This is a genomic window from Catenuloplanes japonicus (assembly GCF_000717135.1).
GTDB lineage: Bacteria > Actinomycetota > Actinomycetes > Mycobacteriales > Micromonosporaceae > Catenuloplanes > Catenuloplanes japonicus.
In genome coordinates this window covers 1-24,731 of sequence record NZ_JNXY01000023.1, presented here as the reverse complement: position 1 = coordinate 24,731, position 24,731 = coordinate 1, and the positions used below count along the sequence as shown (strand labels likewise).

Sequence of the window (24,731 nt, the reverse complement as noted above, 5' to 3'; positions counted from 1 at the left end):
CCGTACCGCTGAAGGTGCTGTGAAGGTTTGCTTGAGAGCCGCTCCGGAGACTGAAGGCGTGGATCAGGTGCAGGTGTCCGTGTACGCCACGGACGCGGTCAGCCACGCCGGGCTCGTCGCCCTGCTGGCACAACGACCGGAGGTAACCGTTCTCGCTCCGGACGAGCGGGCCAGAACCGAGGTGCTGGTCGTGCAGGTGGACCGGCTCAACCCGCGCACGATCACGCTGCTGCGCACGTTCGCGGACGAGATCGGCGCGCCGGTCGTGCTGATCACCGGCGGGATCACCGAGACGGAGCTGCTCACCGCGGTCTCCTGCCGGGTGGTGGCGGTGCTGCCGCGGCACACGGTCGCGTCGGACAAACTGGTCGGCGGCGTGCTCACCGCACACGCGGGCGGCGGCGTGATGTCGCCGCCGCTCGTCGGTGAGCTGCTCAAACACATCGAGCGGGTGCAGCGGGAGGTGCTGTGGCCGCACGGGCTGAGCGCGTCCGGGCTGCTGCCACGCGAGGTCGACGTGCTGAAGCTGATGGCCGACGGGCTGGACACGGTCGAGATCGCGGAGAAGCTGGCCTACTCCGAGCGGTCGGTCAAGAACATCATCTACGGGCTCACGCAGCGTCTGGGGCTGCGCAACCGCCCGCACGCGGTCGCGTACGCGCTGCGTGCCGGCATCATCTGACCGAAGGGACTCTCCTGTGCGTGCACGTATGGTGCCGGCCGTGGTGGCGGCGCTGATGCTGACCGGCTGCGGCCAGGTCTCGGTGGGCCCGCCGGCCGCGGAGTCGTCGCGCGGTGCGTCACCGGCCGAGGCCGGAACCGAGGCCGGGGCCGAAGCCGGGACCGAGGCCGGAGCCGGTGCGGGCTCGCTGGCGCAGGCCGGGACGAACATCGTGTTCGTGCTGGCCGACGACCTGTCGATGGACCTGCTGCAGTACATGCCGAACGTGCGGAAGCTGGCGGAGGACGGCACGTCGTTCTCGAACTACGTGGTGACGGACTCACTCTGCTGCCCGTCCAGATCATCCATATTAACCGGCAAATTTCCGCATAACACGGGAGTGTTCACGAACACGGCGCCGGACGGCGGGTTCGGGGTGTTCAAGGACCGCGGCAACGAGCGGTCGACCTTCGCCACGTCGCTGCAGAAGGCCGGCTACCGCACCGCCATGCTGGGCAAGTACATGAACGGCTACCAGCCCGCCGGTGGGTACGTCCCGCCGGGCTGGAACGAGTGGGCCGTCGCCGGCAACGCCTACGGGCAGTACGACTACAAGCTCAACGAGAACGGCACCGCCAGGGACTACGGTGACACGCCCGCGGACTATCTCACCGGCGTGCTCTCCAGGAAGGCCTCCGCGTTCGTCGAGGCCCAGGCCGCGGCGGGCCGGCCGTTCCTGATCGAGGTCGCCCCGTTCTCGCCGCACGCGCCGTACACGCCGGCGCCACAGGACGAGGACGCGTTCCCGGGGCTGACCGCACCGCGCGGCGCGACCTACGACACGCTGCCGGAGAACCCGCCGCCGTGGCTGGAGGGCCGGACCCGGCTCGGCGACGGCGAGATCAAGAAGATCGACGAGGCGTACCGCAAGCGTGCCCAGGCCGTGCAGTCGGTGGACCGGATGGTCGGCGCGCTGCGGCAGACGCTCACCGACGCGGGCGTGGCGGATCGGACCGTGGTCGTGTTCAGCTCCGACAACGGCTACCACCTCGGCGACTACCGGCTGACCGCGGGCAAGCAGACCGCGTTCGAGACCGACGTGCACGTGCCGCTGATCGTGGCCGGCCCCGGCGTCCGGCGCGGCGCCACCGTGGACCGCACGGCGGAGAACATCGACCTGCGACCCACGTTCGAGCAGATCGCCGGCGTGCCGGCATCCGCGGACACGGACGGGCGCAGCCTGGTGCCGCTGCTGCGGAACGGCACCACGGACGACTGGCGCAACCTCGCGCTGATCGAGCACCACCGCCCGGCCGCCGACCCGGACGATCCCGACGCGCAGACGCCCGCGGCCGGGATCCCGCCGTCGTACGCGGCACTGCGCGCGCCGAACTACACGTTCGTGCTGTACGAGGGCGGCGCGATGGAGTTCTACGACCGGGTCGCCGATCCCGCGCAGCTGCACAACAGGATCAAGACGATGAGCGAGGACCAGAGGCGGAAACTCAAGGCCTCGCTGGCCGCGCTGGTCGCCTGCGCGGGCACCGAGGCGTGCTGGGCAGCGGGCAAGGCGTGACGGGGAACATGATCGTGAGCAGCACGGTGTGGGAGCAGATCCGGGGCCGGATCGAGGGCGGCGACGCGACCGGGCTCGCCACGCTGATCGCGGGCCTCGGCGTCCGGGACCTGGCCGAGCTGACCGCGCACCTCGACGGGTACCGTCCGCCGTACCAGCCGATCGCACCGGTGCCGGAGCTGCGGTACACCGGCCGCCGATGCGCGTGCGGGCAGGCGGACGAGGGCGTGTGCGAGTACCGCCGCCGGCACGAGGAGGCGTCCGGCGCTGCCGCCGTGGTCAACGACGCCCGGACGAGCGCCGCGCTGCTCGCCGTGGTCGCCTGCGCACCGTCGGCCGACGACGCGGTCCGGCTGCTGCACCGGCCCGCGGACCTGCCGGGCTTTCAGTCCGCGCTGCCCGGTATCGTGCCCGGCCTGCGGCGGGCGCGCGGCAACGCCTGGTGCGCGGCGCTCGCCCGTGCGCTGGAACGCCGCACCCGCCCGCGGACCCAGACCGTGCCGTGGGCGTTCACCGAGGCGCTGCTCCGGGCGACCGGCGCGGGAGCACCGGGCACGCCCGCGGCGGTGGCCCAGTTCGTCCGGGCGGAGCGGGACACGCCCATCGGCGAGGATCCCTGGTGCGACGACGTGCTGCCGAAACTGTTCGACGACGACGTGGTGGCGGACGCGTTCGCCTCCTCGCGGTGGCCGGCCGCGCTGCCCGGACTGGCCGCGACCGGCCGGGTCGACCGGGCATGGCTGATCGCGCGCTGCCTGCTGCGGCTCGAGGCCGGCGGCCGGACCGGTGTGCAGCGGGCCTGCCTCGGCGTGCTCCGCGACCTCGCGCCGACGGCGGGGGAGCTGGCGGCGCATACCGGCACGCTGATCGGGCTGCTGTCCTCCCCGGTGTCCACCGTGGCGGGATTCGCCTATGCGGCGCTCCGCGAGGACGACCGCACCGACCGGCTGGCCGACATCACCCGGGCCATGCTGAGCCGGCCGGAGCGCACGCTCGTCCGCGCCCACCTCACCTACCTCGACCGGCTGCGGCCGATGCCGGTCGACGACCTGATCGACGAGCTGATCACCGGCCTGCACCACCCGGTGCCGGAACTGGCCAGCCGTACCCTCGAAACGCTGTTGACCTGCTCTTCCGGTCTTTCCGACGCCTCCCGGGAACGGCTCGCCGCGGAGATCCCGGCCCTCGACGGCCCGGTCGCTGCCCGGCTCGCGGCCGTGCTCGGTGCCACCGCGGCCGCACCGCCGCCGAGACCGGTGCTGGGCGCGTTCGCGCCGCCCGCCGCGATGCCGCCTCCGCTGAGCCTGGACGAACTCGTCGACGCGCTGACCGTCATGAAACACCGGCGCGGTGGCGATCCGGTGCGCCACGAACTGGTCCTCGCCGGCCTGGTCCGGGCCGCGCACGGCGACCGCGACCGGGCCGCCCGCGCGCTGGAGCCGCTGATCACCCGGGACTGGTACTCCGGCTACTGGCCGACGCTGCTCGCCGCCGTCTGCGGCCGCGCGCAGCGGTTCCAGCACGCGGAGATCGACCGGTTCGACGTGCCGCTGAGCGCGTTCGTGAAACGCCGTTACGAGGAGCTCATCACCCGCCTGATCGACGCGCCGCCACCCGTGCTGCTCGCGACGCCGGACACGGTCGCGGGCCACCTAGACCCCGGCCGGCTCCTGGCCCGCCTGCGGGCGGGCGGCCCGCACCTCGACCACGACCTCACCCAGGCCCTGCTGCGCCTGCCGCGCGAGATCGACCCCGCCGTGCGCCGGGAGGCGGCCACGCTCACCTCACCCGCCGGCCGCCGGCTCGCCGAGTGGCCGGGCGCGATCCCGCCACGCACCCGGATCGAGGAGACCGACGGTGGGCCCCGGATCGCGGTCCTGGACCCCGGAACGCTCCCGCCGGAGCTCGGCGACGAACGCACCAACCGGCAACGGGGGTACGACCACCTCGTGCACGACCTGACGCTGTGGCCGATGATCACCCCGTCGCACCGTGAGGTCGCGGCCGCGCACCTGCAGCCCTACGTCGCGTTCGCCTCGCGCCGGGGAGACCCGGGCACCGCGTTCCTGCCCGGCCTCGCCGCCGCGGACGGCCCGCCCGGACCGGCCACCGCGTCGATCCTCGCCTACACGCTGACCGAGCGCCGGGCGAGCACCCGCATCGCCGCCGGGGACCTGCTGATCACGCTCGCGACCCGGCCCGGCGGGGACGCCGGCGGGGTGGGGGAGGAACTGGGCGCCCTGGCCGCGTCCGGCCGGGTCGTGCTGCGCCGCGCCGTGGAGCCGCTGGCCGAGGCGCTGCGGGCGGGCGCGCACGACGCGGTCCGGCAGGTCGTGTTCGGCGTGCTGCCATGCCTGCCACCCGGGAAGGCCGTTCCGGGGCTGGCCGAGTTGCTCACGCTCGCGGCCGAGGCCGTCCGGGGCGGTGGTCGCATCGGTGCTCCGCCCGGCCTCGACGTGCTCGCGGCCCGGCCCGGAGACAGCAGGCTCGCCGTCGCCGCTCGCGATCTCGCAGCGCTGGTCAGGGCGGCGGAGAGCTGAGCGCCGGACCTTTTCCGCACCGCCCGGCGCCGGGACCGCCGGCTCCGCTGCCAGCGGCTCCGGCACGCTCTCCCCGGCGTACCGGACCCGGCGTTCAGAACGGCGTGACCCCGTAGGCGGCGAGGCGGTCCGTCAGCCGCCGGACGTCCGTTGCCGCGGTCACGCGCGCGTAGCGGGCCAGCGCCTCCCCGCCGTACCGTGCCGCGTCGTGGGGCTGTCGTGCCGCCGCCAGCAGCACGGCCGCCTCCTCCAGCGCACCCGCCTCCTCCACCGGACGCCCCCGCTTCCCGAGCGCGCCCGCCGCTTCCAGCACCCCGCCCGGGTCCGCCCCGACCAGCGCCCGGCAGTAGGACGCCGCGATCTCCGTCGAGGGCAGCCCGGCGAGATCGTGCGCCACATCGGACTGTCCACTGCCGAGGGCCAGCCGCACCGCCCGGGGCAGCCACTCCCCGCGCCGGCCCGCGAGCGCCGGATCCGCCGTCAGCAGCGGCTCCAGGCAGACCAGCGCCGCGGCCGGCCCTTCCCGCACCTCCGCCGCCCAGGACCGCGCGACCGCGAGGAACCCGGTCTGCTCCGTCGTCGGCGGCGCCAGCCGCTGCGTCCACTCCAGGTAGGCGGCGGCGAGCACGGGGTCGTTGCGGCGGGTCGCGATCAGGGACGCGACGCCGAACAGCGTGGCCAGCGTGGAACTCTGCCACGCGACCGGGTACTCGCCGGGCAGCGCGCCCACCTCCGCCTCCACCTCGGCGAACGCGTGATCCCACCGCCCGGCACGGTACGCGAGCGTGGCCGCGGACGCATGCGGCGCGCCCGGCAGCCCGTGCCGGACCGCGAGCAACCCCGCGTCCCGGACGTCCCGGCCCGCGTCGTCGAGCCGGTCCAGCCACTGCAACGTGGCCGACCGGTTGTCGAGCAGCGTCACGTGCAGGTCGGGCGGAAGACCGGGCAGCGCGAGCGCCTCGTCCGCGAGCGTGAGCGCACGCCGGTCCGCGTGCCGGATCGACGCGACCATCCACCGGGTCTGCAGCGAGACTCCCGGTGCGTCGCCGGGCTGCCGGGCGCGGCGTTCCGCCAGGTCGAGGTCGTGAGCGGTGCGCAGGGCGGTACGCCGCAGCGTGACCAGCAGCCGCCGGTGCCGGACCCGCCAGTCCGCGGGCGTCTCCGGGTCCGCGGCCGCCACATCGAGCAACGCGGTCGCCCCGTCCGGGTCACCCTGGCGTATCCGGACGGAGGCGAGGATCTGGCGCAGCTCGGCCCGGTCCGCCGGATCGCCGGTCAGGGACAGCGCCTCGACGGCCTCGGACTCCGGCATTCCCTCGTGGCGCAGGTCGAGCCGGGCCAGCGCGACCAGCAGCCGCCCCCGTTCCCGCGGCGTGGGCAGCCCGGAACGGAGTGCCTGCCGGAACAGATCCCGGGCCGGGCCGGGGGACTCGGCGGCCAGGTCGTCGCGCCGGCCGGCCAGCCAGGCGACGGCCCATCGCCCGTCCGCGGGCAGGCCCCCGGCGGCCAGGTGCGCCGCGACCCGGCCGGCCGGCACGTCGTCCCGGGCGGCGAGCATCTCGGCGGCGCGGCGGTGCCGGGCCGTGCGTACCGCCGGCGGGGCCTGCTCGCGGAGCACCTGCCGGACGTACGGATGCTGGAAGACCAGGTCCGGGCCCTCCTCGGCGAGCACGCCCGCGGTCAGCGCCACCTCCAGGTCGAGCGCCACGTCGAACGCGGGCCGGTCCAGCAACGCGATCACGTCCGCGACCGGGAACGGCGACGCGAGCAGCGCGGCCGCGGTCAGCACGTCGCGCATGTGGCCGCCGAGCACGTCGACGCCGGCCAGGATCACCTCGTCCAGCGTCTCCGTGCAGCTCCCGGCCGCCACGAGGTCCGCGACACCGCCGGAGATCCGCAACTCGCCCCGTCGCCGCATCAGGTCGATGCTCTGACGGACCATCAGCGGGTTCCCGACCACCCACGGCAGCCGGGACTGGATCCCCGGGCCGAGCGGCGCGCCGGCCGCGAGCGCGATCAGGTCCCGCAGGTCAGGTCCGGTCAATTCCCGCAGGGTGAGCACCTGCCCGTGCCGGGCCAGGATCTCGTGGCGCATGCCGGTCACCCGGGCGTCGCCCGGATCGGGACGGGCCGTGCCGATGAACAGCAGCGGCAGGCGGCGGGCCGCGGCGAGCAGGCGCGCGACGAACGACGGCATCGCCGGATCGGCCCACTGCAGATCCTCGACGGCCAGGATCAGCGGGCCCGCGGCGCACAGCTCACGGATCCGGGCCATCGGGTCCTCGTCGCCGTCGAGCGCGAGCGCACGACGGACCACGCCCAGCGCAGCCCCGGAGTCACGCTCGTCCGCGCGGGCGCGGGCGAGACGGACCCCGGACCCCAGGGACACGTCCAGCAGCGCGGTCTTGCCGATGCCGGGCGGGCCCTCCAGCCACAGCGCGCCGCCGTGCCCGGCCGCCACGGCCTCGACGAGCTCGCGGATGCGCGTCAGCTCGGCGGCCCGGCCGACGAGCGGTGGCAGCGGCGCGGCCGTGAGCACGCCGGGCGGCGGCGAGGACCGGGCCAGCGCACGGTCGTGCAGCGCGGTCAGCTCCGCGCCGGGCGCGGCACCCAGCTCCGCGTCGAGCACCCGCCGGGCGTCCTGGAACACGTTCAGCGCCTCCGCGTGCCGGCCGGCGCGGCCGAGCGCGCGCATCAGCAGCCCGTACAGCGGCTCGTGCAGCGGATGTTCGCGGACCAGCACGGCCAGCTCCGCGACGGCCCGCTCGTCACCGAGGTCGAGCAGGATACGGGCGTGCTGCTCGGCCGCGGCCCGCCGCTGCTCCGCGAGCCGGACGCGCGCGTACGCGAGACGCCCGCCGGGCAGCCCGGCGAACGCGTCGCCCTGCCACAGCGCCAGCGCCTCGCCGTACCGGGCCGCCGCCCCGGGCAGATCTCCGTCCGCGTGCCGGGCGGCCGCCCGCGCGCACAGATCCGTGAACCGGTCCGTGTCCAGCCCGCCCGGCGGCACACGCAACGTGTATCCGGCCGGTCCGGAGTCCAGGTGGGCGCCTGCCCCGGCCCGGCGCAGACCCGACAGATACGTGTAGACGACCCCGGACGCGGTCGCGGGCGGGGACCCGTCCCAGAGCGCGTCGACCAACTCGGCCCGGCTGACCGGCCGGTTCGCGTGCGCGGCGAGCACCGCGAACAGCGCGGTGGGCCGGGCGGCACCGAGCGTGATCTCCCGCTCGCCGTCCCAGGCCCGGACCGGCCCGAGCACCGCCACCCGCAACCCGGTCACCGGCGCCCGGTCTCCGTCCGGCCCGGCACGTGGGTCTCCGTGAGGTTGCCGGTGAGGACGGGCCGCAGCCGATCCAGCAGGTCGCGGAACCGGTCGAGCCACGGGCCGGGGGCACGCCGGGCGCCGAGCACCCAGCGGGCCACCTCCGCGGCCTCGTCGTGGCGGCCGGTGCGCTCGTGCGCGGACGCGAGCAGCCAGCGCATCTCCGCCTCCAGCTCGGGGTCGGCGGCGCGGGCCGCGACCCAGCCCGCGTCGTCCGCCGCGTCGCCGCCCTGCCGGTGCCGCAGCCGGGCCAGCGCGGCCGCCAGCGCGAGCCGCAGCTCCGCCGGCAACGCCTTCCCCGTGCGTGCGGCCGAGAGCAGATCAGTGGCGCCAAGCGGCGAGTGTTCCGCGATCGTGGCGGCATGGGTCAGCAGCCACCGGCCGAGCCGCTCGTCGAGAACGACCGGGCCGGCCCGCAGCTGCGCGGCCACCCGGTGCGGTGCCGCGCCCGTGCCGATCAGCGTCTCCGCGAACGTGCGGTGCAGCGCCGTGCGTACCGTGGCCGGGGTGTGATCGTGCAGCACCCGGGCCAGCACGCGGTGCCGGAAGGTGGGCACGGCGCCGGACTCGGTGAGCAGACCGGCGTCACGTGCGGGAATGAGCAGCTCACGGGTCTCCGCCTCGGTCCGGCCGGTGACGGCGGCCAGGTCGGCGAGCGTGCCGCCGTCACCGAGGAACGCGACCGCGCGCAGCAGACGCCGGGTGCCGTCCGGGAGCGAGGCGAGATGCGAGTCGACGGCCGTGGCCTCGCCACCGCGGGCGAGCGCGTGCAGGTAGTACGGGTTACCGCCGGCCTCGGACACGATCCGGCTGACCGCCGCGTCGTCGGGCGAGGTCTCGGCAACGCTGCCGATCAGCTCGCGGGCCGCGGCGGCGCTCAGCGGCGACAACGGGATCACTCCCTCCCAGCCCAGTGGCGCCAGCGCGTCCCGGTCCGGCCGGGCGGCCGCCACCAGCAGCAACGGGACCTGTCGCGTCGCCTCCTGCAGCCGCGCCCACGCCTGCCTCGTCTCCGGCACCGCCCGGTGCAGGTCGTCCACGACCAGGATCAGCGGACCACCATCAGGCGACGGCAGCGGCGCGGACGCCAGCGGGTCGATCCACTCCACGCGGCAGCCGGCCGGCAGGCCGTCCCGCAGCACGGCCTCCAGCAGCGCGGTCTTGCCCATGCCGGCCCCGGCCTCGATCCGCACGGTCGCGCCGAGCCCGCCGGCCAGGTCCGCGGTGAGCTGCCGCAGCAGCCGCTCCTCGGCCCCACGGCCGAAGAGCCTCACCCCGTGCGCGGGTACGCGAACGGCGTGCCGATCCCGGCCACCGCCGGCGATCCGGGCATACAGGTCACGGAGCGCCGGTCCCGGCTCGGTGCCGGTCCGGTCGAGCAGCAACCGCGCCAGCCGCTGGTAGGCCGCGAGCGCCTCGGCCCGTTGCCGGTCCGCGTGCAGCGCCGTCATCAGGAGCCCGCACAGGTTCTCCTGGAGCGGGAAGGCGTCCAGCAGGTCCCGCAGCGTGCCGATCGCCTCCCGGGGCCTGCCCAGCGCGATCAGCAGCGTTGCCCGCCGTTCCACCGCGCCGAGCCGCAGCTCGGCCAGCCGGGCGCGGTGCATGGCAGCGAACGGGCCGGGCAGCCCGGACAGCGCCTCGCCCCGCCAGAGCGCCAGCGCCTCGTCCAGCGCGGCCAGCTCCGCCGCGTGATCACCGGCGCCGCGCAGGTGACGGGCACGTTCGTGCAGCGCCTCGAATCGCGATACGTCGATGTTCGCCGGAGCTACGTGCAGCCGGTATCCGGCCCGTGAGCCGCTGATCCGCTCGGCGCCGAGCGCCTTACGCAGGCCGGAGACGTACGTGTATACGTTCCCGGTGACGCTGGGCGGTGGCTCGTCGCCCCAGACCGCCTCGATCAGACCGTCCAGCGGCACGACGCGATCCGTCCGGAGCGCGAGCACGGCCAGGACCGCGGCACGGTGCGCGGAGCCGAGCGGCAGGCTCGTGCCGTCCCGCGACACGTGGACCGGGCCGAGGAAGCCGATGTCGATCGTCATCGTCCTCGCCGTTCGGATCGCAGGGTCATCGACCGGGTACGGCCGATCCTGGGCGGCGCCGGCAGTGCCCGGCCGGATCCCGTCGGTGGCGGGCTCGGCGGCAAGCGATGTCCACGCAAACCTCCGCTCCTGCCGCAGCAGGAGGCAGGCTGCCACGCCCGTCCCGCCGATGTCAACGCGCCCCCGACCGCCGTAGCGGCCCTGCCTGCATCCGTGCGGCCGCGATCGCGCCGGGAACACCGCGCAGTCCCGCCTCCTCGCCCGAAGGTCCGCCGCCGGTTCCCCGGGGTCTGGAGGCGGGGTTCCGGCGATCTTCGGCGGATGTGCCCGATCGTGCAGCCGGCCTGCCCTCACGGCCCCCCGCGGTTTCGGTGATCGCGCCACGGGAACGGCTGTGCTCATGCGTATGCGAAATCGAGTGTTCGTCGTCTCGTCCGCGTTGCTGATGCTGGTGCCGAGCGCCTGCGGACCCGGCGACCGGCCCCAGGCCGCCCCGCCCGTCACCGGGTCCACCGGACGGCACGCAGGTCGGCTCCCCGTTCAGGCGCATCGACGGCCCCGCGAACTACGTCAACCTGTTCCCGCGCGGCAACGCCTGGACCGAGCTGCTGATCCCGGACACCGGCGCCGCCGCCTGCACCCCGACCGACGTGCGCGGCCTGCGCGTCTACCCGCCGGACGAGACCGCCGCCGTCTTCGTCGACGCCCCCATGAAGGCCTGCGCCGACGAGGGCAAGGGCCTCGGCCAGGTCAAGCCGCTCGTGCAGTAGGCCCGCACGAACGGACAGGAGGGCCGTCCGTCACTCACGATCAGCCCGGTCGGTCGGGATCGGGTGTCCCACGGACGGCCGTCCGCTCGTACTGCCTGCCTCGCAGCTCAGTGGCGCGGGAAAGCGTCCCGGGCGCGGGCGGTGAACGTCTCGACGTCCCGGGGATCCGGCGCGGTCCCGGTGCCCAGCATGGCACTCTGCAGCATCGGGCCGAGCGCGCCGGGGTGCCGGCGCATGTCCGCGAGCTGGATCGGCTGCACGATCGAGTGGATGTGCGCCGGCCGCCCGTCGGTGTGCGACCACTGACAGACGTACACCTGGACCGGATCGGTCAGCGACGAGACGGTGGCCGCCGCGTCCCGGAGCAGGACACCCCACTCCCCGGACTCGACATCATCAAGATCCGCCGCGTGTACGACGTGCCGGCGAGGCACCACGGCCAGCGTGCCCAGCCCGAATCGTCCGAGCACGTGCATCACCACCCAGCGCTCGGTCTCGTGGACGGTCCCGCCCGGGATCGGCGTTCCGCCCTCGAGCATGAGGCACAGTGGACATTCGCTGCTCATTCAGCGGCCTTTCGACAGCAACACGCCGGCGAGTCCGGCGGGCACGGGTCAGACGAGTATGGCGTCCACGACGATCGGCACCGCGCCCGACGCCGTCGAGATCGGGTAGCCGGCCGTGGCGGTCTCCACGTGCGACGCGAACGCCTCCTCGTCGAGGCCCGGCACCACGGCCTCGACGGTCAGCCTGATGCCGACGATGGCCGGCCCGTCCCCGATCGTGACCGACGCGGACGTGGTCACCGTGTCCGCCGTGAATCCGGCCCCAGCCAGCACCTCGGCCAGAAACATCGAGTAGCACCCGGCATGCGAGGCCCCGATCAGCTCCTCCGGGTTCGTCCCCTCGCCCTGCGCGAACCGGGACAGGAACGTATATCTGCCTTCGAAGCTGCCGGAGCCGAGCGCGACGATTCCCGAACCGTTCCTGAGATCACCGGACCAGACTGCATATGAGGTACGCGTTGGCATACCCGCAGTCTCGAACGCCGCGCCCGCACCGTCGAGCCGATGCGTTCGTTCGTGTGCCTTGTCTGACCTTTGAGGCAGCCATGGGAATACCGGGTGGCTGCGGGCATCACGCGCCGGGGCCGGGACCTGCCTGTCGCAAGGACGCGGGCCAGGGTCAGCATCACGGCGATCGGCACCGTTTCTCGCCGCGGAGGGAGCCGGGCGCACACCGACGTGGCGGGGAAGCCGGCCTCGGCCGGCAGGTGCGGAGAGGTTCGAGGAGACGGCGGAGCGCACCGGCCGGTACGGTCCGGTGCGCTCCGGTCAGCTCAGTCCTACGGCGTCTCCGGCAGCAACGTCATGTCGGCTCGGGCGACAAGATCGCCGATCTGCTGGAAGCGGCTCATGTCCCAGACCGGTGGCGTCCGACCGGGCTGCGGGTCGTCGCCGGCCTGGATGAAGAAGTCCTCGAACCCGCCCGGGGTGAACAGGAACAGCGTCCGTACCGGCCGGTCGATGATGTTCTTGAAACGGTGCCGGTGGCCGCGCGGAACGAAGACGAAGTCCCCCTCCTTGCCGGTGAACGTCCGGTCGCCGTCGAGGAACTCCAGCTCGCCGTCGAGAATGAAGAAGGCCTCGTCCTCGCCGCCGTGCACGTGCGCGACCGGTCCGCCACCGGGCGGCACGATCGCGTCGATGAAGGACAGCGAACCGCCGGTGTCGGCCCTGGTGGCCTTGATCGTGTACTCGTCCCCGGACATCCACTTGACCAGACCCTCACCCGCCGGCACGTGCAACGGGCGCGCCGCCGGGAGAGCGGGCGTACGGTCGCTGATGTCGAAGCTCATGCGGTTTCCTCACTCCGGGTGTGCAGTAGTGCGGCCGAGCCGCGGAGGACAGCGGTGTTGCCGTCGCTCCAGATCGGTGTCAGCCGCAGTGCGGTGACCCGCCACCGGTCCGTGCGCCGCAGCGTGGCGTGCATCGCGACGCCGAAGTGGTACAGCGGCGCACCCGGAACGCCGGGCCGGGCTACCCACACGGTCTCGTTGAACATCACCTCGGCACGGTCTCCATCGAGGTCCGTGACGATGCCGGTCAGGATGTGCTGCGAGGTGGTGCCGTCGAGCCCGTCGCGCCAGCGTCCGATGAGGCTGTCGCGGTCGACCGTGCGCGAGAGGGCGTCCGGCGTCGTCTCATGGGTGACGTCGATCCGGTCGGCCAGCAGCCCGGACAGGGCTTCCCAGTCACTCCGGTCCTGGCACCAGGCCATCCGGTGCAGGACGTCGGCGATGGCGGTGCGGTCGTCGATCATGAAGCCATCGTGGAAGCACGTGAAGGAGCCTTCCAAGCAGCAGGACCTTTCGGGCATCGACCGAGCCCTTCCGGCCGTGATCAGCGAATCGCCCGGCAACCGTCAGACGGCCGGGCGCCGCGGGCCGGCGTCCCGGCGTGCGGCGCGCAGCGCCCCGAGGTACTTCGGCAGCTCCACGGCGGCCTCGGCGAGGCGGCCCGGGGCCAGTAGTTCGCCGAACCGCGCGTCGATGAGTTCCTGGGAATGCTGCCATGTGGACGAGGGCGGAGACCGTCACCTTCGCCCCCGCATACCACCGCGTGGCAGCCGGCGCGATGCACGACCGTGGAGGTAGGTGCCGGTGACCTTGAGGTACCGCACGTGCCCCTCCGGGCAGTCCGGTATCCGATCCATGGCATGCCGCGGTGTCCTTGCGTGGGGTGTCGGGGCACGGTGGAGCGCTTGCCCCGATCCGGGTGCGCGCGAGGGAGTGAACGATGTCATCGGTCCGGAAGATGCTGCTCGTCGTCGGTGGTCTGCTGCTCCTGTCAGGGACGGGGGCCTGCGCGGGCGTCCCCGCTCAATCTGAGAACGCGGTCCCGTCCGCATCGGCGGGTGGCGTGGTGCCGTCCGCGCCGGCGGGTGGCGTGGTCCCGTCCGCATCGGCGAGTGGTGGGGCCGCGAGCCCGGCGAATGCCTCCGCGGAGCCCTGCGGTGTCGACCACCTCATGCCGGAGTTCGTCGCGCCGGCCGGTGGCGGAACGGCCGGCGTCCAACGGGCGACCCTCCTGTTCACCAACAAGGCAAAGAAGGCGTGCGCGGTGCGCGGCTTCCCGGAGCTGATTTTCATCGGGAAGAGAGGCTACGAAGGGGTGGGCAGCCCGTTCCGGCATGTGCGGGGTGGCACGCCGGAGAGCATCCTGCTGGAGCCCGATGACCAGGCCTATGTCACGCTGCTGATCCCCGACCCCGGCGTGGCGGGACCCGGCTGCGTACCCGTCGAGAGCCAGGGGATCGCGGTCGCGCTGGCCGGCACCGGCGACCGGAAGGTCTATGCGGAGCGAGCCGCGATCGTCTGCGCGGCCGAGGGCACAGGGGTCGCCGAGGTCGGCTTCTTCGTCAAAACCGTTGCGGAGTAGCGCAGGCCGTCGTGACGTCCGGCGCGTCGATCCATGCCACCAGCTGCCGTACCCATTATTCGAAAGGCGTGTCATGTCCGGTAGTCGTGCTCTGGTACTCGGTGGCGGTGGCGTTGTGGGCGCCTCGTGGGAGGCCGGGCTCATGGACGGCCTGCGCGCAGCCGGAGTGGCGGTGGACGAGGCGGACACCGTGATCGGTACGTCGGCAGGTGCCCTGGTCGGCGCATGTATGAGAACGCCCGCTGCGTCGATCGACGTATTCACGGCGGTGGACCGATTCCGGCGGGTGCTGGGTTCCGGCCATGCGGGAGCGTTGACCGCGCTGAAGTCGCTCATGACGAACGGCGGCGTGGAGGCTGTCCGCGACAGTACGGCGCAGATCGTCTCGGAGCAGAACTATCTGGGTGTGATGGCGGTGCTTGAGGGCCGCCCCTGGCCGGACGGCTTCCGCTGCGTCGTCACGAACGTGGACACCGGCGAGCAGGAGGTCCTGGACCGGGCCTCGGGAGTCGACGTGCACAGGGCCGTCACCGCGAGCTGCTCGGTGCCGCTGATCTGCCCGCCCATCACGGCCGGCGGACGCCGCTGGGTCGACGGCGGGCTGGAGGACATGCTCAATGCCGGCCTTGCCGTGGGACACGACCGTGTGCTGGTCGTGTCGTGCTACCCGTTGACACGTGCGGATCCCTCGAACGAGGCCGTCCTGAACGGGCTCGACGGCCTGAGGGCCACCGTCGGCAAGGTCGTCACCGTCGAGCCCGGTGCGGACCTGCTCGCCCTCGCCGGCCCCGACGGCATCAACGTTCTCGACGGCCGGCTCGCCTCGGCGGCGTATGCGGCCGGCCGTAAGACCGGAGCCGGGCAGGCCGACCGGATCGCCATGGTCTGGGCTCGTTCCGGGAGATCGACGCCGTCTCGGCGGCGCTGACGCCGGCTTCAGCGGGGAGTCCGGCACCGTGGGACCGCGACCATCGGCCGGAAAGCAGCCGGCCACGTTCCTCAGAGCGCCCGCACGTCAAGACCGGAGAACGTGACCGTGTACGGCGGGGCCTTGGCCGCGTCCGTGGTGGTGATGCCCAGCAGGAACTGGCCGCGGTCGGGTCCGCCGTCCGGCAGCCGTACCTCGCCGATCACCTGGCCGTCCCGGGAGACCTCCACGACGTGGCCGCGGACCGTCATCACGATCCGCACCTCCTCGCCCAGCCCGATCGGCTGCGTCAGGTCGAGGCTGCCGATCAGTGTGCGGCCCTCCGGCTCGCCGTGGGCCACCGAGAGCGCCAATTGGCACACCCGCAGGCTGTGGCCGGTGTGCGTGGTCTCGGACCAGTGGAACCAGGCCACCGCGCAGCTGCCACGGGCCAGCAGGGAGAGGGTGACCTCGACCGCGAAGTCGCCGGTGATCTCCTGCCGGGGCCCGGCGCACTGATACAGGCCGGGCGTCTGGCGCTCGGCGGTGAGCCGGTCCTTGACCACGCATCGTCCGTTCTTGCCCGGCGAGTCGACGTTCTGCCACAGGCCGGGCGCGGTGAGCGGGTCCTGGAGGATGGTCTGCACCGACGGTGACGGTATGGCAGCGGGTGGCGTGGCGCCCGGCGCGTCCGGGCGCAGCAGCAGCCCGGCCGCGGTGGTGCCGAGCACCAGGACCAGCAGGCCGGCCAGCAGCGCGGGCCACGACCGGCGTCGTACCGGCGCGGCCGGCTCGTCGTTCATGACCACGGTGGGCGCGCCCTGCTCACCCGTGGCCGGTTGCGGGTGGAGCAGCAGGTCGACCAGTTCGCGGGCGGCCGGCCGATCCGCCGGATCCTTCGCCAGCGCGCGTTCCACCAAGCCGCGCAGCGGCTCCGGCAGTCCGTCCAGCCGGGGTGTGCCGGTCAGGATGCCGGCTGCGGTGGCGGTCGGTGAGTCGCCTTTGAACGGCGTCCGGCCCAGGCCCGCATACGCCACCACGCAGCCCCAGGAGAAGACGTCCGAGGCCGGGGTGAGCGGTGTGCCCAGGTCGCCGGTGAGCCGTTCCGGCGCCATGTAGGCGACCGTGCCCAGCACCTGATGCGCCTCGGTGAGCCGGGTGTCACCGTCGAGCGCTGCGGAGATGCCGAAGTCGATGACCTTGGGGCTGCCGGGTGCCAGCAGCACGTTCTGTGGCTTGAGGTCGCGGTGAATCACGCCGGCGCCGTGGATCGCGGCCAGCGCCGTGGCCACGCCGACCGCCACCGAGTGCAGGTTCGCCGCTTTCAACGGGCCCCGGTCGCGCACCACCTCTGCCAGCGACGGGCCGTCGACGTACTCCACGACCAGATACGGCGGGTCGTGTTCCAGGTCCGCGTCGAGCACCTCGGCCGTGCAGAACGGGGGCACCTGGCGCGCACGACGCACCTCGGCGGCGAACCGCGCCCGGAACTCCGGGTCGTCGGCCAGCGTCTCGCGGACCAGCTTGATCGCGGCGTACTCGCCGGTGGAGCTGCGGCCCAGGTAGACCACGCCCATGCCGCCGGCACCGAGCCGCCCGGCCAGTGCGTACCTGCCGATCTGTGCAGGATCGTCGATATGGAGCGGACTCACGCGGTATGCGGTGTCCACGAACTCCCCGACCCTCCGAGCCTCTTTTATCCGATATGTTCGCCAATTGTCAGCCTGGTCAGGCTGACATGCGCAGATCGGGACTGTCAACGAGGCTGCCCCTCGGCGCGCGGCTCCATGCCCCGCCGGCCACGGTGATCGTCCTGAACGGCTTGCCCGTGCCGTGCGGATCTCACGGCACGGATCGTCGACCGGCGGAGGGTGATTGCTGGATCCGTTGCGGATCCGCCGCCCTCAGTACGTCGTGGCGGCCTTCCACGCGCGGTAGTGCCGCTCGGGGGCGTCGACGAAGGAGACGTGGCGGGGACGCCAACCGAGCAATCGGTGCGCCTTGGCGCTGGTGACGAGCTCGTCCTGGTCGGCGGCGATGTGCATGATGCCGCCGTCGTCCGCGGGGGCCAGCATGATCTCGCCGGTCCATCCCGCCGCCCGGACGGCGGTGCGCTGCATCTCCAGGGCGGTCAACCGCTGGTCGTCGGCCACCATGAACGCATCGCCGTCGAACGCGGACGGGTCGTCGAGGATCCGGACGTACACGTCGGCGAGGTCGTCGACGTGGACCCAGCTCCAGCGTTTGGCGGGGTCGCCGTAGAAGACGGGGCCGCCGTTCTCGGCCGCGGCGAACCACCGAGCGGTCATCGAGGTGGTCGCCGGCCCGCCGTAGATGAAGCCGGGTCGTACGACGGTGTGCGGCAGGCCGCTGCTGGCGAGTTCCTTCTCCAGGAGCAGGCGGAAGCCGAGTGGGCTGTCCGGGTCGCCCTGGGTGGCCTCGTCCATCAACGCCGACCCCGTCCGGCCGAACACGGAGATCCCGGTGGTGTAGACAAGATGTCGTCGCCGTCCGTCGCGCTCCCTGGCGGCGGTGATCTCGGCGAACAGGATCCGGTCGGTGCCGGTCGGGTCGTGCGGGTCCATGCACAGGTGCACGACCGCGTCGGTGCCGGTCAGGTGGTCGCGCCAGGTGTCCGGTTCCGCGAGGTCGCCACTGACCGGGAGGACCTCGGCGGCGGTCAGCGCCTGGGCCGCGGGAGTGCCGACGTTCCGGGTCAGGCCGAGGACGGTGTGTCCGGCGCGGGCCAGGGCGGCGGTGACGTGGCGGCCGGTGTAACCGGTGGCGCCGGTGACGAGGATCTGCATTACGGTGCTCCGTGGTGGTCAGGCTGCGGGGGCGGCGAAGAAGCGGGCCAGTCGCTCCGCGGTCCAGCGGGGGTTGTCGGCGGCGAAGGTGTGCGCGGCATCGGGCACCAGGTCGGCGTGGACGTCGGTGGCGGCCCGCCGGGCGCCGTCGAGCAGGATCTGCTGCGGCAGGCCGAATTCGCCGTTGAGAACCAGCACCGGCATGCCGAGCGGGCCGGATGCGCGTGCGGCGCGCCCGTCGTCGACGAGGGTGACGTAGCGTGCGAAGCCACCGCGCATGGCGTCCGGCGCGGTGTAGGCGCGCAGCAGGTCGGCGCGGTCGGCGTCGGTGATGCCGCCGCGGCTCATCATCGACCAGAACCGGGACAGGTACTGCGCTTCCCTGCCTGCGGTGAGGGCCGCGGCGAGCGTGCTCTGGGCGTGGAAGCCGAAGTGCCAGGAGCCGCCGGTGGCCGGATTCATGTGGTCCTCCAGGCCGTAGCCGGGCAGGTACGCCTCGCTGAGCACCAGGCGTGTCACCTCGTGCGGGTAGGTCTGTGCCCATGCGTGGGCGGTCATGGTGCCGAGGTCGGTGCCGACCACGTACGCCTGCGGGTGTCCGAGATGGTGCAGGAGCTGGTGCAGATCCTCGGCCTCGTCCCGCTTGGTCCAGTGGCCGGCCGGGATCGTCGAGTCGCCGGAGCCGCGCAGGTCCGGTGCGATCACGGTGAATCCCTGCGCGGCCAGCAGCGGGATCAGGGCCCGCCACTCGATCCAGGTGAACGGCCATCCGTGGACGAGAACCACGGCGGGCCCGGTGCCTGCGGTGACGTAGTGCAGGCGGACGCCGTTGACGTCGGCGCGGGCGTGGTGCACGGCAGTCCTCCAAAATGATTGCTTGATTAAGCAAGTGTCAACGTACTTGCTTGCCCGATCAAATACAATGTGGCGGTGACTCCCGATACCGGACCACCGCCGCTGTCCACTGACGAGTTCCTGGTCTGGCAGAGCCTGGGCCGGCTCGTGCATGCCCTGCCCCGCGTGCTCGATGACGACATGTCACGCACCGGCGTCACCATGTCCGAGTTCGCGGTGCTGCTGATCCTCAGCAGGACACCCGAGCGCCGCGCCAGGATGTCCGCGCTGGCCTCCGCCGCCGGCCTGACCCCGTCGCGCATCACCCGGGTCGTCGACGACCTCTCCAAGCACGATTTGGTACGCAAGGAGCGCCACAGCCGGGACAGCCGCGTCAGCGACGCCGTGCTCACCGACGCCGGCCTCGCGGCGATGGAGCGGGCCCAGCCCGCGCACCTGGCCAGCGCCCGCCGCCGCGTCATCGACCGGATCCCGGCCGCACTGATCCCCGACCTCGCGCGGACCCTCGCCGAGCTCGCCGACTCCCTCTCCCCGCAGCCGCGCGACACCTGAGCCTCGGACCGCCCACCTCCGATGCCGGCCTCGCGCCCCGCATACCGCGAGGGCTCCGGGCAGCGGTGCCCGCCCGCGGACCGCGCCCTGGGCGAGCTCGACCAACGGCCGGGGCGTGCTACTCGCGGGAATCGCGGTACGGAAGGCGACGAGTGACCCGCGGTCGTGCCCGTCGACGGCGAACCGGTCGTGGAGGAGGCGGGACATCAACGCGATGATGTCTGGGAGTTCGTCAGGGGCCCGGGGACGACCGCGTTTCCGCGGGCCGGCACGTGCAGAGGCCTTCGTTTTGTCCGGGGCCTTTTTCGAGGCGGTGTTTCGTCCCGAGGTCATCGCTGACGTGACTGTTCCGAACATCGGTCCCCGGCACCCGGCCATCCGGGGAGGCTGCGCGCGCAACGGTGTGATCGTGCCGTTGCGCGCGCACTCTCCGACCGGGTTCTAGCTGGACGGGATGAGCCATTGCTGGTCGAGGGTTCCGTTGCACGGGCTGAGCCATGCGCCGTTGCCGATCCAGGCTCCTCCGGCGCGCTCAAGGCACCTGTTGCCGGAGAGCTGGGATTTCACGCCGGTGACCGCGCCGGGTACGGAGGTTGTGGGTACCCAGCTCTGGCTGCTGCTGGTGTTGCACGGTGATTGGATGGTCTGGATGTGGCCGACGATTGCCGGGCCTGCGGCGTTGAGGCACAGGCCGCTGCCGTTGTTGACGTAGGCGGGTCCGGACCGGGTCCAGCGCTGGATCGGCGACCCGTCGCAGGCTGCCTGGACGATCAGCACTCCAGGGCTGATCGATGCGTTCTGGGGCTGGAGGCAGGTGGTTTGCATCGGGTTGCTGATCTGGTCGGGGTTGGCGGCCAGTGCCGGCCCCGGAAACGCCAGGACGCTCGTGGCGAGCGCGGCGATGCTGCCGAGCACGGCCAGAAATAGTCGCCTTCTCATGGATTGTTCCTCCCGTAGGTGACAGGTGGCGGGTATGGCGGAGGGGCTGACGGTGCTGGTCCGCCACGCCGCTGCCCGTGGGGTTCCGGTACGGGCGAATTCGAGCGCGAACGTACCCGCGGAGGGATCTGGGTCTACCAGCGTGTAGCCGCGCTGCTTGAGTGTGCCCGGGTCGTCGAGCGCGGGCACCCACACCCGGATCCAGGCGGTCGGGAACACGTCGAGGTCGCGCAGGAAGTCCGGGGAGGACAGGTGCACGCGGTGGCCTCGTCGAGCAGCACGATCGGCGCGCCCTTGAGCAGCGCGCGGGCGATGGAGACCCGCTGGCGTTCGCCGCCGGCCGCCCCGCGGACGCGGGTCTGCCAGCCGTCCGGCAGCCGGTCGGCGATCTCGTCGACCCGTGCGGTCCCGGCCGCCTCCCGCCACTGCGCCGGGGCGGCGTCGGGCCGTCCGATCAGGATGTTCTCCTGCGGGAGGCGATGGGCGAGCCGGGTGTGCCGGGCACGTGGTGGCGCGACAGCTCGACCTCGTGCTCGACGGCACCAGCGCACCGCCGGCATGATCGGCAGCCTCTCCCACCTGATCCGCGGCAATCACCGCCGCCGCGATCTGGCAGCGGCTGCACGACGAACACGACGCCACACCGTCCTACCCCGCCGTCCGCACCTACATCACCAAGACTCATCGATGAGACACCAGCAGTCCCGGCCAGTCGCCAACTGCGAACGCGCCGCCCCTTGCCGCGACGGAGGAAGCGACCATCCGGCTTCTGCACTGGCGTCTCTCGAGATCCGCGTTCTGACGGCTGCCGCCCACGACGACCAATCGACCGAAGCCCTTGATCAGCGACGCGAACGAGTCAACGAGATCGCGGACAGCTGCCACGACCTGACCCGATTGCTCGGCCCTCACCGCCGCGACAACCTGGCCGACGGGCTCCGCCAGCACTGGCGATCCGCCGGAACCCGCCAACGACGCTGGCTGCAAGCTCGCTTCGATCAACTCGGATACGACCACGGCCGGCTCACCGAACTCACGCCCGAGACGCCGCCACTTCTGACGAACACCGACTCGTGATGCGAAGATCACCCCGGCACAATCGGGGAGGTCAAAGCAGCCATGGGGACCTGGGACGTCAGCCCGTTCGGCAACGACGACGCCGCCGACTTCGCCTTCGAACTCGACGACGCACCAGCACACACCCGCATCGAAATGATCGGCGCGATCCTCGAACGCGTCGCTCATCCAGCCGACGATGACCCCCGGCTCTCGGACGCCCCGCGAGCCGTCGCCGCCGCAGCACTGATCACCGCGCAATACCCAGGCGGCACACCCATCACCTCGGGTTACGGCCCGACCGCCCCGATGCCCGAGTTCCCGGCCTATCTCCGGAACCTCGCCATCGACGCCCTCGACCGCGTGATCACGACTCCCACCTGGCTCGCTGAGGCCTGGGGTGCGACACCCGACGGCCCGGCCTGGCGCCGAACCATCTCTGAGCTGCGCAAAGTCCTCGACCCACCGCAACGCGAATCACTCTTCGGCCTCTAACTACCCGCCCCGCAGACACGGTTCGCTGGCAAAGACCGCGCGTCGGACATCCTTCATGGGCACTGGGACACAGTTCACTGGCAAAGACAGTGGTCAGCAGAGGAACGAGGGTGTAGGGGGCTGGTTCTGTCGGTGAATGTCAGCGCCAGGTGCAGGTGACGTCGAGCGCCGCCGGATTTCGGTGCAGGTCCGTGTCGGGGAGTTTCAGCGCCACCTGTCTGGACCTGTCGGACGACCGTGCCCGCCGATCGACCGCGATCCCGCCACCGGCCCGGTGACCGACCGGACAGCCAGATGGCTGGACGCGAGAGCGATGCTGATCCGGATGATGCTTACCGACCCGGCGGCATTCCACAGACTCGCCGCCGACCCGGCGCGCGCCGGGCAGGTCGTGCCCGGTGCCCTGCCCGCCGACCTCGACCTGCTGATCGGTGACCCGGCACGGGCCAAGGACGGCTACCTCACCCACCTCGCGGTACAGCCTGACCATCCTGGAGCGTGGGCCGGACTCGCCCTCGCCCTCCGCGCGCTCGGCAACCCCGGGCCGTCCTGCTGTCGCGGCGACCGGAACTGATCCGGGCCGTCGCCCGCGCGCTGGCCCGGTCGATCCGGCCGCGTTGACGACGTGGATGTTCGCAGCGCTTCCCGCCGCCGTCCCGGATGCCGACGCGATGCCCGGAAGGAACACGCCATGACGTCCGGCCACCTGCGGAGGCGTCGTCGAGCGCGGCCGTGATCTCGGCGGCGAGGCCGCTGGCGCTCACCGCCGATGCCGAGTCCGCCGTCGGCGACTCCGGCGGTCACTCGACGCGTCTCGCCGCTCCCGAGCGGCGCTGGCCGGTCATCGACGCCGCGACCGAGGCGAGGCGCCCGTGGTACCACCACCTCACCGACGAGTTCCTCGCCGCCGCGGAACACCTCACGGCGATGAGCGCGCTCGAGGCCGCCCACGACACCGCCATCGCTGCGGTCTGCAGAACGGCGTCCGCATCGGTATGCCGGTACGGTGTCCACCTGCTGCTCCCGCCCGACTTCGTCGTCCTGATCCTGGAACGCGGGCGCGACGACGAGCCCGGCCTGCTCCGTGCCAGCGCCGACACCGACGTTCTGGACATGGTCCGGCCTTGACCGCTTTCCTGGCCGAGATCGAGTGAGCCGTAGGCGGCATTCCACATAGGCTCTGCTGCGACATCCCTGCGTCGTAGGAGTTCGTGTGTCCGCTTTCGTCGTCATCGATCTCGACGTTACCGACCCGGTCGGCTTCCAGGAGTACGGGCGGCAGGTGGTGCCGATGATCGAGGCTGCCGGTGGCCGCCGGGTCGCGGCCGGGGGTCCGCTCGTCCTGGAGGGCGACTGGGCGCCGTCCAGAGTGGTCGTCTACGAGTTCCCGGACCGGGAGGCTGCGCAGCGGTTCTGGGACTCGCCCGAGTATCGGCCGTTGAAGGAGCTGCGCCGGCGGCATTCGACGGTCAAGGTCATCGTCGTGGACGGCCTCAGCTGACGACCAAGATCAGAATCAAGGGCGGGACGCAGCGGTACGCCGGCGCGTCCCGCACCTCCCGGCCGTACCCTCGGCGGCTCTTGATGGTTGGTGATCCTGGAGGCCCGTCAGGCGATCAAGTATGTGCCGGTCATGTAGACCGCCAGCAGCAGGGCGTGCAACGTCATGCCGACGGTGAGCACGAACCGGTCGACGGGCCGCCAGGCACCCATCCGGGCCAGGACCAGGACGATCGCGACCGCTTCCATTGCGTACCGGGGTGCCGACTGCAGCGCCCGGCCGCCCACCTCCGTCGACAGCACGAGAGCGAGGCTGAGCGCCGAGTATGCCACCAGGTAGAGCTGGTCGGCCCGGAATCGGAACCGGCCGGTCACGCACAGGGCCAGCAGGATCACGGCTGCCAGCATCGAGCCGGCGTCGATGATCGTGCCCAGGGTGCGTGGGCCCAGCCACCCGTCCAGCTGCCCGGCCGCGATTAGCCACGCCGAACAGTGACTCGTTGTAGCCGATGAACAGGAAGAAGCCCATCGGGGACGCGGTGAGGTACCAGACCGCCCGGTGAACGCCGGGTAGCCGGGTCCGCCGACCGGATATCCGGCCTCGGCGATGCGGACGTAGTGCAGCGCGTCCCACTGGGTCCAGTTCAGCACGGTCGACGGGCTCAGTGCGGTGACCGCGAGACGGATCGTGGTGGCGGCCAGCCACGCGGCGAACGCGGTGCCGAACGCGGCCCGCCACGGCGAGCCGGTGCCGGCCGGCGCCCGGTTCAGGGCGGGAGCGGTGATGGCGATTGCAGGGCGCCCAGGAACATCGTCACCACGAGCATCGACGACCAGCCGGGGACCACGTCGCCGCGCAGGTAGGCGGCCAGCACCCCGGCACCGAGCAGCGCGCAGACGACGATGCCGGTGCCGCCGAGCCAGGTGGCGATGCGTAGTGGCGCGGCGGAGAAGCCGGTGATGCTGTCGAGGGCGAGCCGTGCCATCTTCGCGATCGGGTATTTGGAGTGGCCGGCGGCGCGTGGTTGCCGGGTGTAGGTCACCTCGCCGGTGGGCAGGCCCAGCCATGGGACGAGCAGGCGGTAGATCGGCGGGTGCTCGCGTAGTTCGGTGAGGGCGTCTACCGCTCGGCGGCTGAGCAGCCGGAAGTCTCCGGCGTCGGTGGGTATGTCGGTGCCGGCCAGGCGGCGGACGAGCCGGTAGTACAGCCGGGCGGTCCAGCGTTTGAACGGGGTGTCGCTGCTGCGGTCCGCCCGGATGCCGTGCACG

At 72.6% G+C, this 24,731-nt stretch carries 24 protein-coding genes and 2 pseudogenes; 12 read left to right on the top strand and 14 right to left on the bottom strand.

Annotation, left to right across the window (positions count from 1 at the left end):
• The first annotated feature begins 58 nt into the window (after positions 1-58).
• From OP04_RS28625 to OP04_RS28615, 3 genes are read left to right on the top strand one after another with little or no spacing between them, the layout of a single operon-like run.
• Positions 59-682, top strand: a complete 624-nt coding sequence (locus tag OP04_RS28625; protein ID WP_033342982.1) for a helix-turn-helix transcriptional regulator — start codon at positions 59-61, stop codon at positions 680-682.
• Positions 683-698: 16 nt separating this feature from the next.
• Positions 699-2,237 carry a sulfatase family protein gene (locus OP04_RS28620; protein WP_232323773.1) on the top strand — a complete coding sequence of 513 codons (1,539 nt, stop codon included), beginning with the start codon at positions 699-701 and terminating at the stop codon, positions 2,235-2,237.
• Between the two features lie 14 nt (positions 2,238-2,251).
• Positions 2,252-4,777, top strand: coding sequence for a hypothetical protein (locus tag OP04_RS28615; RefSeq protein WP_157240481.1), 2,526 nt, complete (start codon positions 2,252-2,254; stop codon positions 4,775-4,777).
• A gap of 94 nt (positions 4,778-4,871) precedes the next feature.
• On the opposite strand, the gene OP04_RS28610 is transcribed toward OP04_RS28615, so the two are convergent.
• Both OP04_RS28610 and OP04_RS48630 read right to left on the bottom strand, forming a co-directional pair.
• On the bottom strand, positions 4,872-8,060 hold the full coding sequence (locus tag OP04_RS28610) for a BTAD domain-containing putative transcriptional regulator (RefSeq protein WP_063746703.1): 3,189 nt from the start codon (positions 8,058-8,060) through the stop codon (positions 4,872-4,874).
• Positions 8,057-10,141 carry a BTAD domain-containing putative transcriptional regulator gene (locus OP04_RS48630; protein WP_051799265.1) on the bottom strand — a complete coding sequence of 695 codons (2,085 nt, stop codon included), beginning with the start codon at positions 10,139-10,141 and terminating at the stop codon, positions 8,057-8,059. The genes OP04_RS28610 and OP04_RS48630 overlap by 4 nt, the downstream gene beginning before the upstream one ends.
• 527 nt (positions 10,142-10,668) lie before the next feature.
• Between OP04_RS48630 and OP04_RS52100 the strand changes: the two are divergent.
• Positions 10,669-10,911: pseudogene (locus OP04_RS52100) on the top strand (DUF4232 domain-containing protein); the annotation flags it as partial.
• A 107-nt stretch (positions 10,912-11,018) separates the two neighbouring features.
• On the opposite strand, the gene OP04_RS28600 reads toward OP04_RS52100, so the two are convergent.
• From OP04_RS28600 to OP04_RS53675, 5 genes are all read right to left on the bottom strand, one after another.
• Positions 11,019-11,450, bottom strand: a complete 432-nt coding sequence (locus tag OP04_RS28600) for a hypothetical protein (protein ID WP_157240477.1) — start codon at positions 11,448-11,450, stop codon at positions 11,019-11,021.
• A gap of 75 nt (positions 11,451-11,525) precedes the next feature.
• The gene (locus OP04_RS28595) at positions 11,526-11,942 is read right to left on the bottom strand and encodes an OsmC family peroxiredoxin (protein ID WP_033342978.1); all 417 of its coding nucleotides are present in this window, start codon (positions 11,940-11,942) and stop codon (positions 11,526-11,528) included.
• A 314-nt stretch (positions 11,943-12,256) separates the two neighbouring features.
• Positions 12,257-12,769, bottom strand: coding sequence for a cupin domain-containing protein (locus tag OP04_RS28590; protein WP_051799264.1), 513 nt, complete (start codon positions 12,767-12,769; stop codon positions 12,257-12,259).
• Positions 12,766-13,233 (bottom strand): nuclear transport factor 2 family protein, encoded by a 468-nt coding sequence (locus tag OP04_RS28585; protein WP_033342977.1) that lies wholly within the window; start codon positions 13,231-13,233, stop codon positions 12,766-12,768. Before OP04_RS28585 ends, OP04_RS28590 begins: the two co-directional genes overlap by 4 nt.
• Before the next feature lie 559 nt (positions 13,234-13,792).
• The gene (locus OP04_RS53675; protein ID WP_157240475.1) at positions 13,793-13,942 is read right to left on the bottom strand and encodes a hypothetical protein; all 150 of its coding nucleotides are present in this window, start codon (positions 13,940-13,942) and stop codon (positions 13,793-13,795) included.
• On the opposite strand from OP04_RS53675, the gene OP04_RS50215 reads away from it, so the two are divergent.
• The gene (locus OP04_RS50215; RefSeq protein ID WP_051799263.1) at positions 13,941-14,351 is read left to right on the top strand and encodes a DUF4232 domain-containing protein; all 411 of its coding nucleotides are present in this window, start codon (positions 13,941-13,943) and stop codon (positions 14,349-14,351) included. The two genes, OP04_RS53675 and OP04_RS50215, sit on opposite strands and share 2 nt — an antisense overlap.
• The gene (locus tag OP04_RS28575) at positions 14,266-15,279 is read left to right on the top strand and encodes a patatin-like phospholipase family protein (RefSeq protein ID WP_157240473.1); all 1,014 of its coding nucleotides are present in this window, start codon (positions 14,266-14,268) and stop codon (positions 15,277-15,279) included. Before OP04_RS50215 ends, OP04_RS28575 begins: the two co-directional genes overlap by 86 nt.
• Before the next feature lie 71 nt (positions 15,280-15,350).
• Here OP04_RS28575 and OP04_RS28570 read toward each other — a convergent pair whose 3' ends face one another.
• The 3 genes from OP04_RS28570 to OP04_RS28560 form a co-directional block, all read right to left on the bottom strand.
• A complete protein-coding gene (locus OP04_RS28570; RefSeq protein WP_033343055.1) occupies positions 15,351-16,910 on the bottom strand; it encodes a serine/threonine-protein kinase in 1,560 nt (519 codons plus the stop codon).
• Between the two features lie 252 nt (positions 16,911-17,162).
• On the bottom strand, positions 17,163-18,065 hold the full coding sequence (locus tag OP04_RS28565) for an NAD-dependent epimerase/dehydratase family protein (RefSeq protein WP_033342976.1): 903 nt from the start codon (positions 18,063-18,065) through the stop codon (positions 17,163-17,165).
• 18 nt (positions 18,066-18,083) lie between these two features.
• Positions 18,084-18,920 (bottom strand): alpha/beta fold hydrolase, encoded by an 837-nt coding sequence (locus OP04_RS28560; protein WP_051799260.1) that lies wholly within the window; start codon positions 18,918-18,920, stop codon positions 18,084-18,086.
• A gap of 75 nt (positions 18,921-18,995) precedes the next feature.
• Here OP04_RS28560 and OP04_RS28555 point away from each other — a divergent pair, with 75 nt between their 5' ends.
• Entirely contained in the window at positions 18,996-19,472 is a 477-nt protein-coding gene (locus OP04_RS28555; protein ID WP_051799294.1) for a MarR family winged helix-turn-helix transcriptional regulator, read from the top strand.
• Positions 19,473-19,913: 441 nt separating this feature from the next.
• On the opposite strand, the gene OP04_RS57010 is transcribed toward OP04_RS28555, so the two are convergent.
• Complete coding sequence (locus tag OP04_RS57010) at positions 19,914-20,387, bottom strand: RICIN domain-containing protein (protein ID WP_085066838.1); 474 nt, start codon at positions 20,385-20,387, stop codon at positions 19,914-19,916.
• Positions 20,388-20,545: 158 nt separating this feature from the next.
• Positions 20,546-20,971: an ATP-binding cassette domain-containing protein gene (locus OP04_RS57005; RefSeq protein WP_085066837.1), complete on the bottom strand. Its 426-nt coding sequence runs from the start codon at positions 20,969-20,971 to the stop codon at positions 20,546-20,548.
• A 127-nt stretch (positions 20,972-21,098) separates the two neighbouring features.
• On the opposite strand from OP04_RS57005, the gene OP04_RS53670 reads away from it, so the two are divergent.
• The 5 genes from OP04_RS53670 to OP04_RS28525 all read left to right on the top strand — a co-directional run bounded on the left by OP04_RS53670 (position 21,099) and on the right by OP04_RS28525 (position 23,463).
• Positions 21,099-21,488, top strand: coding sequence for a hypothetical protein (locus OP04_RS53670; RefSeq protein ID WP_157240471.1), 390 nt, complete (start codon positions 21,099-21,101; stop codon positions 21,486-21,488).
• A 42-nt stretch (positions 21,489-21,530) separates the two neighbouring features.
• Positions 21,531-21,962 (top strand): DUF4259 domain-containing protein, encoded by a 432-nt coding sequence (locus tag OP04_RS28540; RefSeq protein ID WP_033342974.1) that lies wholly within the window; start codon positions 21,531-21,533, stop codon positions 21,960-21,962.
• A 325-nt stretch (positions 21,963-22,287) separates the two neighbouring features.
• On the top strand, positions 22,288-22,536 hold the full coding sequence (locus OP04_RS28535; protein ID WP_157240468.1) for a hypothetical protein: 249 nt from the start codon (positions 22,288-22,290) through the stop codon (positions 22,534-22,536).
• Between the two features lie 158 nt (positions 22,537-22,694).
• Positions 22,695-23,090, top strand: coding sequence for a hypothetical protein (locus OP04_RS28530; protein WP_033342972.1), 396 nt, complete (start codon positions 22,695-22,697; stop codon positions 23,088-23,090).
• Between the two features lie 85 nt (positions 23,091-23,175).
• A complete protein-coding gene (locus OP04_RS28525) occupies positions 23,176-23,463 on the top strand; it encodes a DUF1330 domain-containing protein (RefSeq protein ID WP_033342971.1) in 288 nt (95 codons plus the stop codon).
• Between the two features lie 107 nt (positions 23,464-23,570).
• Here OP04_RS28525 and OP04_RS53665 read toward each other — a convergent pair whose 3' ends face one another.
• Together OP04_RS53665 and OP04_RS54850 are read right to left on the bottom strand one after the other, a co-directional pair.
• Complete coding sequence (locus tag OP04_RS53665; protein ID WP_157240466.1) at positions 23,571-24,113, bottom strand: hypothetical protein; 543 nt, start codon at positions 24,111-24,113, stop codon at positions 23,571-23,573.
• Between the two features lie 116 nt (positions 24,114-24,229).
• A pseudogene (locus tag OP04_RS54850) lies at positions 24,230-24,731 on the bottom strand (glycosyltransferase); the annotation flags it as partial.